This is a genomic window from Spirosoma sp. SC4-14 (genome assembly GCF_037201965.1).
Classification (GTDB): Bacteria; Bacteroidota; Bacteroidia; order Cytophagales; family Spirosomataceae; genus Spirosoma.
In genome coordinates, this window is the sequence record NZ_CP147518.1 from 1,055,585 (window position 1) to 1,069,585 (window position 14,001).

12 protein-coding genes are annotated in these 14,001 nt (G+C 47.6%); 7 read left to right on the forward strand and 5 right to left on the reverse strand.

The genetic code is table 11. The features are described from left to right. Window positions 1-423: 423 nt before the first annotated feature. Window positions 424-1,473: an AAA family ATPase gene (locus tag WBJ53_RS04325; protein ID WP_338874827.1), complete on the forward strand. Its 1,050-nt coding sequence runs from the start codon at window positions 424-426 to the stop codon at window positions 1,471-1,473. Between the two features lie 8 nt (window positions 1,474-1,481). Here WBJ53_RS04325 and WBJ53_RS04330 read toward each other — a convergent pair whose 3' ends face one another. The 3 genes from WBJ53_RS04330 to WBJ53_RS04340 all read right to left on the reverse strand — a co-directional run bounded on the left by WBJ53_RS04330 (window position 1,482) and on the right by WBJ53_RS04340 (window position 4,104). Beyond that, window positions 1,482-1,997, reverse strand: coding sequence for a low affinity iron permease family protein (locus WBJ53_RS04330; RefSeq protein ID WP_338874828.1), 516 nt, complete (start codon window positions 1,995-1,997; stop codon window positions 1,482-1,484). 119 nt (window positions 1,998-2,116) lie between these two features. Next, entirely contained in the window at window positions 2,117-3,091 is a 975-nt protein-coding gene (locus WBJ53_RS04335) for a thioredoxin family protein (protein ID WP_338874829.1), read from the reverse strand. A 38-nt stretch (window positions 3,092-3,129) separates the two neighbouring features. Next, window positions 3,130-4,104 (reverse strand): AraC family transcriptional regulator, encoded by a 975-nt coding sequence (locus WBJ53_RS04340; RefSeq protein WP_338874830.1) that lies wholly within the window; start codon window positions 4,102-4,104, stop codon window positions 3,130-3,132. A gap of 144 nt (window positions 4,105-4,248) precedes the next feature. Between WBJ53_RS04340 and WBJ53_RS04345 the strand changes: the two genes are divergently transcribed. The 5 genes from WBJ53_RS04345 to WBJ53_RS04365 all read left to right on the forward strand — a co-directional run bounded on the left by WBJ53_RS04345 (window position 4,249) and on the right by WBJ53_RS04365 (window position 10,888). Next, window positions 4,249-5,208, forward strand: a complete 960-nt coding sequence (locus WBJ53_RS04345; protein ID WP_338874832.1) for a hypothetical protein — start codon at window positions 4,249-4,251, stop codon at window positions 5,206-5,208. Between the two features lie 69 nt (window positions 5,209-5,277). Beyond that, entirely contained in the window at window positions 5,278-7,134 is a 1,857-nt protein-coding gene (locus tag WBJ53_RS04350) for an ABC transporter ATP-binding protein (protein ID WP_338874833.1), read from the forward strand. 118 nt (window positions 7,135-7,252) lie between these two features. Next, on the forward strand, window positions 7,253-7,861 hold the full coding sequence (locus WBJ53_RS04355; protein ID WP_338874834.1) for a hypothetical protein: 609 nt from the start codon (window positions 7,253-7,255) through the stop codon (window positions 7,859-7,861). Window positions 7,862-8,028: 167 nt separating this feature from the next. Continuing rightward, window positions 8,029-9,342, forward strand: coding sequence for a DUF5723 family protein (locus WBJ53_RS04360; RefSeq protein ID WP_338874835.1), 1,314 nt, complete (start codon window positions 8,029-8,031; stop codon window positions 9,340-9,342). Between the two features lie 148 nt (window positions 9,343-9,490). Beyond that, the gene (locus WBJ53_RS04365) at window positions 9,491-10,888 is read left to right on the forward strand and encodes an OmpA family protein (RefSeq protein WP_338874836.1); all 1,398 of its coding nucleotides are present in this window, start codon (window positions 9,491-9,493) and stop codon (window positions 10,886-10,888) included. 38 nt (window positions 10,889-10,926) lie between these two features. Here WBJ53_RS04365 and WBJ53_RS04370 read toward each other — a convergent pair whose 3' ends face one another. Further along, complete coding sequence (locus tag WBJ53_RS04370) at window positions 10,927-12,312, reverse strand: Gfo/Idh/MocA family oxidoreductase (RefSeq protein ID WP_338874837.1); 1,386 nt, start codon at window positions 12,310-12,312, stop codon at window positions 10,927-10,929. A 68-nt stretch (window positions 12,313-12,380) separates the two neighbouring features. Between WBJ53_RS04370 and WBJ53_RS04375 the strand changes: the two genes are divergently transcribed. Beyond that, a complete protein-coding gene (locus WBJ53_RS04375) occupies window positions 12,381-13,043 on the forward strand; it encodes a DUF3267 domain-containing protein (RefSeq protein ID WP_338874838.1) in 663 nt (220 codons plus the stop codon). Between the two features lie 102 nt (window positions 13,044-13,145). On the opposite strand, the gene WBJ53_RS04380 is transcribed toward WBJ53_RS04375, so the two are convergent. Then, on the reverse strand, window positions 13,146-13,910 hold the full coding sequence (locus tag WBJ53_RS04380; protein WP_338877153.1) for an NIPSNAP family protein: 765 nt from the start codon (window positions 13,908-13,910) through the stop codon (window positions 13,146-13,148). Between the last annotated feature and the right edge of the window lie 91 nt (window positions 13,911-14,001).

Below are 14,001 nucleotides of genomic sequence, written 5' to 3' on the forward strand. Positions count from 1 at the left end.
ATAGTATACTTACGCATTCGGGAGCGACTACCGTTGCCTGTTCTTATAGTTTATTTAGTACTGGCTGTTATAGCTGTCAAATGGAGCTCCCGGATTAGTGTAAATAACAGGTCAGAAAAGTGCTTGTAAGTTGTTATACGTTCATTTTTAGGGTGTTAACTTGCGGGCTGTTGCAATAAGAGCCTACCAGCCTGCTGTTATCCGGTTCTTATAATGTATAGATATGAAAACGGTTTAACCTGTTCTCAACAAGACTATGTAAGCCGCAATATTCGATCTGTCGGTTAAACTAATTCCAGATTTACGTTATTTATTAATTTTAAGGTAAATTAGTAGCGTTTTACGTAATCTAAAGCTCACTTGAGACCTCAGGAAGAATTTTCTAAAACTGAAATGTTGCGCTACCTGACGGCTGAAAGTCGTATGCCTAGTCATCAAATTATTCAGAACTTGTATATCCCCAGCGATCTGGATCGGGAGTTTCCGATGGCCCCACACTTTGTGCAGGCTTTTGGGAGCTATCCGAATTACCTGCATTTTAACGATGATTTCAAGATGTCGGCCCGTGAACTGCTGATTGAGCGCGGCTTCGATCTGATTAACCACTCGACGCGGGTTAACGACGACGGCTGGCACACCGTTGAGCGGATCTATCAACACAGCGACGGTATCATACTGAAAGCCGAGTTTGTGGGCGAGCGTTTTTTTCGGTTATATGGATTCTACCGCGACGAAGCTTCGGCTAAAGCGCTTCTGGCCGGAGTTGAAGAACATAAATACGTCCATGAAGAAAATCAGACGCATATCTATCTGATTCAGAGCGGACTGGGTGGCTTGCATACCGAGCGAGTCGACATTGTTCCGCCCGAAATCAATCTTGATTTATATTATAACGACGACTTTGGTCCGGTTCATGAACGGCTGGTTAGCCTGCTGGCTCAACCCAAAAGCAAAGGCCTGATTCTGCTACATGGCGAACCCGGCACCGGCAAAACAACCTATATTAAATACCTGAGTTCGCTGGTCAAAAAGGATATGCTGATTTTGCCACCTTATATGACCAATTACCTGACATCGCCCGAAATTATTCCGTTTTTGCTCGATAATAAGGATTCAGTGCTGATTATCGAAGATGCCGAACGTATTCTACAGGCTCGCGAAGCCGGGGGCGATACCAATAGTGTTTCGAATATTCTTAACCTGACAGACGGTCTACTGGCCGATTGTATGCACATTCAGGTAATTGCTACCTTCAATGCCAGCAAACATCTGTTAGATAAAGCACTGCTCCGCAAAGGTCGCCTGATGGTCGATTATGCGTTTGGTAAATTATCGCCTTCCAAAGCCAACGAGCTTTTGGCTCATTTGAATGTCGAGTATCGAACCAAAGAACCAATGACTCTTGCCGACATTTTCAACATCGACGAACAAACCATTTCGGGCGAGCGGCAAGAAATTAAAATGGGCTTCTAAAGCCAGAGCTAAGGCTTCGCTTTAGAAGCTCTGGGCTGATGCAGGTTCGATTTTTTGCGCTCTTGTCGGCGTTGTTCCAGTTCTTCTATTTTATCTTCGTGAATCTCTTCGGCTTCTTCAATCGAATGCGACTCCGACAAATTCGATTCGGCTTTGGCCCGTTCGGCCAGTACGCCAAAGAATTGGTGTAAGGCATGTAGCTCGGCTTCGGTGAGATCTTCAACATTCAGCAAACGATTGCTGGCTTTTCGGTTTACGGCTATTAACTCATTGAGTTTAATTTGCATCGCCAGCGAATCCTTATTCTGCGATTTCTGAATTAAAAATACCATCAGAAAGGTGATAATGGTTGTGCCGGTGTTAATTACCAATTGCCAGGTGTCTGAATAACCAAAAATTGGCCCCGTGATGAGCCAGATAATTACGGTTAATAAAGCCAGCAAAAAAGCAGTCGATGAACCAGTTGCCTGCGTAGCTTTTGACGCAAATTTTTCGAAAAAGCGAGTGAACTTATTCGTTTCCATGAGAGGGAGCTATAGTTAGCTTAAACTAAACGGATTAGTAAGGAATTTGTGAGATTAAATGATTTTAATGTATTTATTGGGGCTGTTCTATTGCTCTGCGCCATGTGCTTCCTGGAAGTTTACTGATGGCTAAGGCTATCGGCTAATGCCTGGTACGATACATTTTTAGTCTGTCTATAAAACCGGAGCCGATAATTGTTGGCGGCTGCCTGTCGTTCCGCATCCGTACGGGCAATGGCTGGCATGTCTGTAGTTGACTTACGATTGCTATTAACTATCACTTTTTCCAGAAGAATGGCATCGTTCGTTAAACTGGCCTGCTCAAAATCATTAGTAATTGCCCGATCCAGCGCGTCGGATACAACCGCATTCAGGTGCTCATCCGCCCGATCCGCGTGGGTATGCGAAGAACGATACAGAAGCAGATAAGAAAAGGCTCTCGTGTCTGACGATTGAAGGCTTTCAGCTATGAATGCTACTATCTCATGACTTGTGCGTTCCGTTTCGGTCAGTGCATCGATATAGGCATCCAATACATCGTTCACTGGCCGGTTAAGCAACTGGCGGGTTGCTATGTATTTTTTAAGAAAAGCCGGTTCATGACGGCCCTTCGCGTAGTCTCTATCGCCTTTGGCTATTGTTCCCTTAAATGGCGACATCGATAGTACATGATCGACCTGCGCCAGCATAGCATTCACACCTCCGTAGCCAACAGCGCGGTGAATCAGTCGACCATCGGAAGCGATAAACAGAGCCGTTGGATAACTGGCTACCGCATACCGTTTCGCAATTTCGTGCCCTTCTCTTAGCTCAGCATCGAGCCGGTAATTAATGAAATGAACATTATAGGATGCACCAATCCTGGGGTTCGGAAAAGCCTCCCGATCCATACGTTTGCAGGGCGGACACCAGGTTGTGTAGACGTCCAGAAAAATAGGTTTGTTCTGACGTTTGGCCTCGGCCAGTGCAGCATTCCAGGAGCCTTTGAAGAACATTACGCCAGATTGATGGCTGGGTTGACCAAAAACTAATCCAGACGGTATCCTGAGGATCAGTAACATAGCCAGAAAGAGCCGGGGCAGGAGCCGTTTCATTCAATTCTGTTTTAAGGGCAATAGCGCAGATTGACTTATCATCTGCGAGCTATTCGGCTGGGAAGGTAGCCAAAAGTACGTTTAAAAGCTGCCGAAAAATGGTGAGTTTCGCTATAGCCAAGCTGCATGGCAACTTCGTAGATGGTTTTATCGGTGTCGCGCAATAACTGATGGGCATAGTTCATCCGAAGGCTGTTCAGATAACCAAATACGGTGGTGCCAAACAACTCCCGATAACCTTTTTTGAGCTTATAATCGTTTAAACCAACTGTTCGGGCGAGTTGTAACAACGAATAAGGTGCAAGAGGATCTGTATCAAGAAGTTCTTTAACGGCATACACTTTGTCGATGTCGCTGGCTTTGAGCGATGTCGGCCGATGGCTGTATTGAGCATCTGCCTGGCCGATTTGCTGACGTAATAAATCAATTACGACCGTTTCCAGGTAGAGTCGCTTAAGAGGGTGTCGATGACCAATCTGGGTCAGATGAATCAGGTCAGTTTGCAAGCTAGCCGTAAAAGGCAGGTTTCGGACCGAAGCCGCTGTTGCCCGCTGCTGTACAAGATGAGTAAACAATTGAGCGAGTGTTGGCGAACTTTCGTCGGCAAATCGACAGAAGAACGTTTCGGTCAATTGAATACCAACATACTGATGATGACCCGTTTCGAACCGGCTACAGACATCGGCAGAGGGGCGATAACTCAGATTGTGTTGCTTAGGAGCCAACTCACTCAATACCGACGACTGCCATGACCGATGGCCCTGTAACTGAAACAGCATTTCGACGGATGGGAAATCTTCCATTGTTCGAATAACGTCCGATTGTGAAATCTGGAACTGCCCGTAGTGAATACGTACTCCCTGAAAACAAATCTCTACCAGTTCGCCCTGAGCAACCTCATCGGCCAGCGGAGTGCGGGTTTCAGAATAACCCATCGTTCCGTGAAATTCGGCCGGATAAGTCTGATGAAACTCATCGAAGTAATGGCCATGATTGCTTGCGAAAATTTTCATGTAACGAAACTACGCAGAAAGCATGGACTGCCCAAGTTTCAGATTCTGTTAACTAATCCGTTTGGCGGGCCATAAAATCCGCTTTGCGTGGCAAGAGGCAAAAACGAAGAAAATACGTTTGCATTCAACTTAACACACAGACAGATGCAACCATTCTCATTTGGTATTTATCCCGGTAGTGCAACCGGAGCCGAAAGCGGTTTATTGACGGGCCTTCCCGATCGGCCCGAAGCAATTATAAGTGCTCTGAATGAATTACAACCAGTTGAAAAGCCATTCATTGTTCGGGCTTATATGGGCTATATTGGCGCCGGAAAGGTAGAAGCTATAACACCCGGCAATTTTCTACAATACCTGGCTCCCAATCGTAAACTCGATCTGGTTTTGTGTTACCGCGCTATCGACGACCCATTTGAGGTATGGACCAATTTTGTCCGATCAATTATTCGGCAATATGGTGCTGATCTGACAACTCTCCAGATTACCGAAGAAGCAAACTCCACCGGTCCCGGTGGCGATGGCATAACACCAAACGTGCGGGCTGCGCTGGTGGCTGGTGTATTGGCCGCAAAAGCTGAAGTACAGCGGCTGGGGCTTACGATTAGGATTGGATTCAGCGCAACAATCAACTTCAATCCGGCCGACGATTTCTGGACCGACCTGCTCAAAATTGGTGGGCAACCTTTTGTGGAGTCCCTCGATTATGTAGCCCTCGATTTTTTTGCCGATGTGTTTATTCCGTTACCGCCCAACGTGCAGTTAGAAGAAGCTGTGCGCCATGTGTTACACCAGTTTCGAAACGTCAGTATGGCGCAGGCACAAATTCCGGCTACCGTACCGATTTATATCGGCGAAAATGGTTGGCCAACAAGTGCTAATCGTTCCTGCGAGCGGCAAGCCGAAGTGCTCGAAACCATTATCCGAACCATCTATGACGAGCGGCAAACGTTCAATATCCATCGTTACGAACTTTTTAATCTTCGTGATGCCGATAGTTCGCAGGACGATATTTTCTATCAGTTCGGCATTTTGCGCGACGATTATTCACAAAAACCGGCTTATCAGGTATTTCAAAAACTGGTGACGGAGCTAACAGCTTTATAGCTAATTGTGTTATCGTTTGGCAATTGACCCCAATGAACTAATACACCCCTGCTCTTGTCTTTGGGGTATATGGCAAAAATCGTAACTCCACACGCTAAGTCTACTGATACTAAGGAACAAATAAGCTGGCGCGAACGCTTTGCGGCCCTGGCAAACCTGCCTGCCTTCTTTCGCCTGGTCTGGGAAACCTCTCCGGGTCTGTTCATCGGCAATGCTTCCCTGCGACTGATTCGGGCAGCTATTCCTGCAGCAACACTGTATATTGGTAAACTCATTATTGATCAGGTTGTCGCGCTTTCTAAACATACAGATGCTCCCGACAATGTAAACTACTTATGGTGGCTGGTTGCCGCAGAATTTGGTCTGGCTATAATCTCGACGGCGCTCGGGCGGGCGGTTTCCTTAATGGATAGTTTGCTGGGCGATTTGTTTGCTAACAAAACATCGATCCGGCTGATGGAACACGCAGCCACGCTGGATCTGGAACAGTTTGAAGATGCTACGTTTTATGATAAGCTCGAACGGGCCCGCAGGCAAACTACCGGGCGAACTGTGTTGCTGTCGGGCGTTTTTGGGCAGGTTCAGGAACTGATTTCGGTCGGGTTTCTGGCGGCTGGTCTGGCCGTATACAACCCCTGGTTGTTGTTGCTGATTCTGGTGGCGGTAACTCCTTCGTTCATTGGCGATAATTATTTTAATCAGCGTAGTTATTCGCTCTCACGATCCTGGACACCCGAACGGCGCGAACTCGATTACCTGCGCTACATTGGTGCCAGCGACGAAACCGCTAAAGAAGTCAAAATTTTTGGCCTGTCCGATTTTCTGATCGACCGATTCAAAACGCTTTCGTGGGACTATTACCGCAAAAACCGATCGCTGGCCATTAGTCGGGCTGGGTGGGGAACCTTGCTGACCACTCTCGGCACAGCCGGTTATTATGGTGCCTATGTCTGGATTGTGTTGCGAGCCGTAAATGGGCAGATTTCGCTGGGCGATCTGACTTTTCTGGCGGGTTCGTTCCGGCAGGTTCGGGGATCACTCGAAGGAATTCTGCTGCAATTCAGTAGTCTGACGCAGGAAGCAATCTATCTACAGGATCTGTTCGACTATTTCGCCATTCAGCCGCTTATTCATTCTCCTGGTACGGCACGCCCGTTTCCAAAACCAATTCGGGAAGGGTTTGTCTTCGAAAATGTTGGCTTTAAGTATTCGAACAGCTCCGAACGCTGGGCGCTGCGTAATTTGTCGTTCACGCTCCATGCGGGCGAAAAACTGGCGTTGGTAGGCGAAAATGGTGCCGGAAAAACAACGCTCGTTAAACTACTTGCCCGCCTGTATGATCCTGCCGAAGGCCGAATTCTGTTAGATGGGTACGATTTGCGCGAATATGATCTGATCGAACTGCGACGGAATATCGGCGTTATTTTTCAGGATTATACCCGTTTCAAAATGTCGGCGGGAACCAACATTGCCGTTGGTGACATCGATGAGCGAACCAATCAACCACGCATTGAAGCCTCGGCTCAGCAAAGCCTGGCCGACACGGTGATTGCCAAACTGGCCGAAGGCTATAATCAGCAACTGGGTCGTTCGTTTGGCAAAGGGGTTGAACTGTCGGGCGGAGAGTGGCAGAAAGTGGCGCTGGGACGGGCCTATATGCGCGATGCCCAGCTCATTATTCTCGATGAGCCAACAGCCGCTCTCGATGCCCGTGCCGAATATGAAGTCTTTCAGCGATTTGCCAAACTTACCGAAGGCCGGTCGTCGGTAATTATTTCGCACCGATTCAGCACCGTTCGTATGGCCGACCGGATTCTGGTACTGGAAAACGGTACCTTACTTGAAATCGGTAGTCATTATGAACTGCTCGAAAAAGACGGTCGCTATGCTGAGTTGTTTGGGTTGCAGGCACGTGGCTATCAGTAAACCGGGAATGGCCAGTGGCCCAGATAGAGTAGTACTTACTGATACCATGCTTATTTAAGTAGGCCTTTCGCCTGAAGCTGTTTAAACGGGTTCGATATTATCTAAACACGTGTCAAGCATGAAAACACTTCTCTTCTTTAGTACTGCGCTCGGTTGTGCCTCGGCTGTTCTGGCTCAGACGCCTACAATTCCTCCGGCGGCCATACAAATCAAAACAGCAGTACTGGCCGCTCCCGTCAACAAGCGAGACAGCGCCACAGTATATGGGTATTCACCCAAAAATGAATTTGTGCTGCTTCGGCAGGGAACGAACGAACTGGTTTGTCTGGCCGACGATCCTGCTCAGAAAGGGCTTAATGTAGCCTGTTATCATAAGGATCTGGACCCATTTATGGCGCGTGGACGTGCGCTGAAAAAAGAAGGTAAAAAAGCTGATGAAATTCTGAAAATTCGTGAAGAGGAAGTAAAGGGAAAGATACTTTTGATGCCCGAACACCCATCAACATTATTCGTCTACAGAGCTAAAGACGAAAATTATAACGCCAAGACAGGCGATGTAAAAGATGGCTATCTGCGCTATGTGGTATACATACCCTATGCTACTGCCGAAAGTACGGGTTTGCCTACTAAGCCCGAAGGTCCTGGTATGCCGTGGCTTATGGATGCGGGTACGCACCGCGCCCATATTATGATTAACCCGCCAGAATCGTCATCAGATCACCATTAGTGTTTATTTACCTACAAAAAAGTATGAATAGCTTTTTAGCCGATTTTACCGTGCACTAAATCTCTGAACGCTGGTATTGGAAAGGGAGTACACATTTAGCATTTTTGCTGGTATCTCGCCCCTCCATTATGCTAAAAAGTGTATTTATTTGGATTTTATGGCTATTTATGGGTTCTGCATATGCGCAGCGCATGACTGGCAGTTTGCTTAGCAATTATGCGGGTACCAACGGGCTTTATCTGAATCCATCATCAATTGCCGATTCGCGCTGGGGAACGCACATAAATTTTACGACACTATCGCTACAGGCAGTTGCGCAACCACGACTGCCTCTGGCCACCCTTCCATTTGCCAGGGCAAACATAAAACTGCATGGCGATCCGTTAGCTATCAAAGACGCCGATGTGCGGGGGCCGGGAGCAATGTATCAGTTGCCCAATAATCACTCGTTTGCCATAACAACCCGGTATCGATCCGATCTTAATCTGACGGGAGCTTATGACCTGATCAACTGGTTTCAGGGCGATTTGGCAGCCCTGCCCGATGCGGTCCGAACGGCCCAGCTAACGTCGGATGCCTTTGGTGAACTTGCTTTGTCGTATGCGTTGCCTGTGTTAGATCAGGAGCAGCATTTTATTAAGGTGGGAGGTACATATAAATACATACGGGGGCTACAAACAACTCAGTTAAACGCAACCGGACGTTTTGGTGCACCCACCGACCAACTGAATTATTCGCTGAATAGTCTGCAAACAACATATTCTGATTTAGTCACGCTGAATAAGTTAACGTTTTCAGATGCTTTGCTTGGGAGTGTTCCGGGCATTGGACACGGTTTCGATCTGGGCTTTACGTATGAATTCAGACCGGAAGCTGAATCGTTTCGGTATCAAAAGGATGGTAAACGGCTGACCGATGCATCGATAACGAAATATAAATTCCGGCTGGGGGTGGCGCTGCTCGATATTGGTAGTATTCGGTATAAGAATGCGAGTTCCTGGTTTGTTCAACCGCGCGATGGTTCGTTGCTTCAATCGGACGTTCAACCGCCACGAACTCCCACACAGGTGCGCGATGCTGTGGCCCGCTCGCTAGGTATTGTACCTGAAGGTACCATTGGAGACCTGTCCATGAAATTGCCGCAAACACTATCGATTCAGTTAGATGCTCAACTGAAAGATGGGTGGTTTGTAGGCGCTGCCTGGTGGAAACCTGCCAATGCATCGGCGGCCGCCCAGCATCGGGCCGAACTCATTACGATTGGTCCGCGCTATGAATCCGAAAAGCGTGAATATTCGGCAATGATCAACTATTGGCAGCCATTGGGCAAAGTATCCATCGGCGCTCATGCCCGGTTTGGCGTATTCACAATCGGCAGCGACAACCTGCTGGGTTTTATTACTAACAATGGGCTGTCGTCGCATCTGTTTATGGGCGTAACTATGTCGCTTGCTCCTAAACGGCTGGCCGATCAAAAGTAGCCAATGTCACTCATAACACGTTTTAAGAACCCGTTAGTCGCATATTTCAGAGGACTTCAACGTTTTCGATTTACAGCCGACGTTCGTGCCGACGCGTTGGTATCAGGGCTAAAAGTCGGAATTGGCAGAGGAAAACGATGATCAAACAATGAGCAGACCAGGTCTATCGGCCCATTTTACCCGATCTATACTGGTCGTTGCGCTCATCGGCTCCCATTCGCTGGCTGCTTTGACGTTCGGTAGAACCTGCTCAGAACCTAAGCGATTTACCCGCTCAGACACCATCCCCAGAGCAAACGCACTAGCGATAGTGATTCGGGTTGTTGATGCCGAAACAGGCAATGTTGTATCGATGGCGCAGGTTAGCGCCGTCGATGAGCAGACTCAACAAACGATTGAGTCCCATTTTGATCGCGCGGCTATTCAGCATACCATACTGGCCTTGCCCGGCACTTCACTGACTGTTCGGGCCACTGCGCAGGACTATCTAATCACGAAGGTTCGACTGCCCGATCTGCGCAGTGCGCGGCAGATTACAATGAAGCTGCTGAAAAGTAAGCCCAGTGTTTTAACAATTAAGGTGTTTTCGGAGAAAATCGACCAGCCACTGAATTCGGCAGTGGTGACTATAACCTCTCGAATGAACGGGCAGACAGCGCATTTCTCGCTGACCAATGGGATACTGGTGCGCGCCTTTACGGAATCTGATGAGTTAACGATTCGGGTCAGTGCCGCAGGCCACAAACCCGTTGATCGACAGTTGGTAGTGGAGGTACTTCCGTCGGGCAAGGTCTACGAATTTGATGTAGAACTGGATAAGATAACAGCTTCAACAAACCTACGAGCTGTCGACAGCCTGACGGGTAAGCCTATTGCCGATGCCCGATTTACACTGCTGGCCACATCGGGTATAAAACCTGAAGCCATGATGTTTTTTGCAGTTAAAGGAGTTACTACCGTTCAATTGGCAGCAGGCGAACGATACCAGTTTACTGTTGATGCCAGGAACTACAAAGAGGCAATAGGAACCCTCTCGACGGAGAACGGTAAGGGCGATATTACGATTCGACTTAAGCCCATAAAGTCGCTGGTCGACACGAAAGAGGTGACCGCAACCAAACCAAACGTCACACCTGCTTCATCGTTACCAACATCCATTGGGTCACTTTCGGCCGTAACAACAAAGTCGTTTGGTCGGGTTGAAAAAGGCAAGGCAATCCGGTTAAATCGAATTTATTTCGATCAGAGTAGCCCTGTCCTTCGGAGCGAATCGTATGCTGAACTCAATCAGCTTGCAGATTTACTCATGCAATCCCCATCCATTCGGATTGAGATTCGGGGCCATACCGATAATCAGGGCGATTTTGATCTTAACACAAAGCTATCACGCGATCGTTGTCAGGCCGTTATCGATTATTTGACCGAGAGAGGAATTCAACGCAATCGACTAAAAGCCATTGGACGGGGGCCGCTCGATCCGGTAGCTCCTAACAACAATGAAGAAAATCGGAAGAAAAACCGCCGTGTCGAATTTGTAGTGCTTTAATTGGTCATTAGTCTAAAGACTAATGACCAGCGGCATTGCTAAACTTCTTTGGGCAATTCGCCCCGGAACGCATCTTTTTTGCTGACGGATTCCAGCTTTACCGGTTTTCCTTCGCGGGCCGATTGGTAGATGGCTTCCATAATTTTCTGATCCTGAAGCCCTTCTTCACCAGGTGTAAAGGGAACCTTATCTTCCATGATGCATTCCGAAAAATGATCCATTTCGGTCGCAAACTGATCTTTGTCGGCTATGTTGTGCTGAGTAAGCTGATTTTCTTTACCCTGCGCCTGGCTGGTTTCCAGTTTTAGACCCGTATATGGAAACGCTGGGTCCATTCTGATCCAGCCCGTTTCGGCCAGCACCTTATAGTTCCTGTCTTCATGATGGCCATAGCTTGTGGCACAACTGGCCTGAACGCCACTCGGAAACTTCATTAACCAGTTGACTTGCTCTTCAACCTCCTTAAATCTCGGATCGTTAGGCGTGCTGTGGACATAGCCAACTACTTCGGTAGGTTCTTCGCCCAGCAGATACCGGATCGTATTTAGGCAGTAGAGACCAACATCGGGCAGCGAGCCCCCACCTGCCAGTGCCTTCTTAAAGCGCCAGTGGCTTGGGTTATCGGAGTTCTGACCGTTGTTGGCCACAATGGATTTGATTTTACCAAATTCCTCTTTCTGAACCATGTCGCGCACCATCCGATGATGGGGTTCATACTGAATCCGATAGGCGACCATAAGCTTACGATTGGCTTTTTTGCAGGCATCGATCATCGACTGACACTCCTGAGCTGTGTTGGCCATTGGCTTTTCGCACAGAATATGCTTGCCTGCCTTGGCCCCTCGGATTGTATATTCGGCGTGCATACCATTCGGAAGCACAATGTAAATGGCCTTCACTTCGGGGTTATCGCGCAATTTGTCGTAGTCGGCATAGCTGTAACAACTTTCGGGCTTTATGCCATATTGAGCTGCTACTTTCTTGAGCTTGTCGGGACTACCACTAACCAGTGCCACTACTTTCGATTTTTTACAGGCCCCAAAAGCGGGTAGAATCTGATTTAAGGTAAGATGCCCAAGACCTACCACCGCATAACCAACGCGCATATCTTCGGGCAGGGGAGTAGGGGTTGGGCCTTCCTGTTGTTCTGTTTTTGCTTTAATTTGCTCCAGCTCAATGGGTTTGCTAACTTCATCGGGAACTTCAGCAGGAGGAGAACCAGCAGGTAATTTGGGGGCAGAAGCGCCCGTTTTAGCCGCCGTCGATGTTTTGGTTTCTGATGGATTGTCGCAGGCGGCAAAGGCACTACTAATCGCACCAAGGGCCAAACCGCGACCGGTAGTTTTTAAAAACTCCTGACGCGACAGTCCTTCGGGAGCTGTGCCGTCTGTGAGCAAGTTCATCAAACGAACAATCGGTTTCATAACGTTGTAGTTTTGTTCTGAAAACCGGCTTACTTGTGCTTTGTTCCAAAAACCAATCGAATGCTGCTATGCGACCAACCGTCGAAGAACTTCACCAGTCCGAACAGTATCTATTGATTGAGTCGTTTGCTATTGATGAGATGAATCAGTTTGTGGCACGTGAACTGGGAATGGCTAGGCAACCTCCTCAATCGTTGAACAAACGTGGCTGGAAAAACTGGTTACGCTTGGTCGTAATAATGGTATTCGGTGCTAGTGTAGGCTATCTGATTAGCACTGAGCTTATAAAATTAGTATCAGGAGAGGGTATGTCGCCTTTGTTGGTGCAGGCCGGGGCTGGTTTTTTAGCTTTCTTTCTGATCTTACCCATTCATGAATTTATTCATGGGCTGGCTTTTCGATACATTGGTTCGCCCGAAGTGCACTATGGATGGTCGCTGAAAAGCCTGATGGTGTATGCCTATAGCCAACTCTTTCCAACAACCATGGGCGAAGTTGCCTTTGTGGCGGCAATGCCTTTTGTGGTACTTACCGTTGCCGGATTGGGTGCCCTGGCTATCTGGCCAGCCTATACTGTTTTCTGGGTTACCCTGCTCCTAATCCATACGGTAGGGTGCCTGGGCGATTTTGCCCTGATTCGCTATTACCTCAAAAACCGCCAGCGTATTATTTATACCTACGACGACGTTGAAGGCGAACGTCGGTCGTATTTTTTTGAAAAACTTATCTGAACCTGGATTTATAGGACTGACTTTGATTTTGAAACTAGAAAAGCGCTTCAAAGAAGCGAAACCAAACAAAATCAAAGTCAGTCCTATAAATCCAGGTTCAGATTACCTAATGGGTGAATAATCGGTTGGTTTCATGTAGATAGACTCAACCTTTGTGGTGAGGGGACCGTTCTTCTCCGATTCTTCTTTTACCTTGATCCAGGTTGGATCTTTACGGAATGCATCGAAATGAGCTTTTCCTTCGGCTTCGCTGGGATGAGCCAGAATATAAACCAGTTTGGGCTGGCCCCCATCTTTTTCCTGCGTGATCCAGTAACCGATGTGCGTCATGCCGTGCTTGGTGAAGAGTTTTATGGTATGATCGCGGAAACGAGCCAGCAGATCATCGAGTTTACCAGGAGCGGGGGTATAGGTCCGTAATTCAAAAGTGCGTTCCGGCGATTTTGTTCCGGTTTTCACTTTAGGCGAAATGTCCGATTCGGTCATGAAAATCTGATCGACATGGTCAACGAGTTTTCCATTGGCTTCAGTTTTGGCCACTACTGCTTTCCATTCCGGATCACTGCCAAACGCTTTCCAGGATGCGTCGCGAGCTTCGCGGCTTGGATAAGCCAGAATATAAATCAGTTCTTTGTTCGTAGTGTCGGTTGGCGTCCAGTAGCCAATGTTCTCCATGCCATGTTTCTCAAAAATCTTTGTTGTGTATTGCCGAAACCGATCTACAATTTCGGCATACTTGCCTGGCATTGGATGATAGATTCGGATTTCATAAAATTTTGAGCTGGGTTTGCCTGGCTTAACAATGGCGAATACGGCCGTGCCTACGAACAAACTAAACGCGAGTAGAGAATAGAATTTGTACATGATAACAATTCGGAGAATGACTGAGTGGTAAATTACTTTATTTTTAGATGATTATTTTGTAAAAAATAGAGACTGGGCTTTATCTACTTGTAAA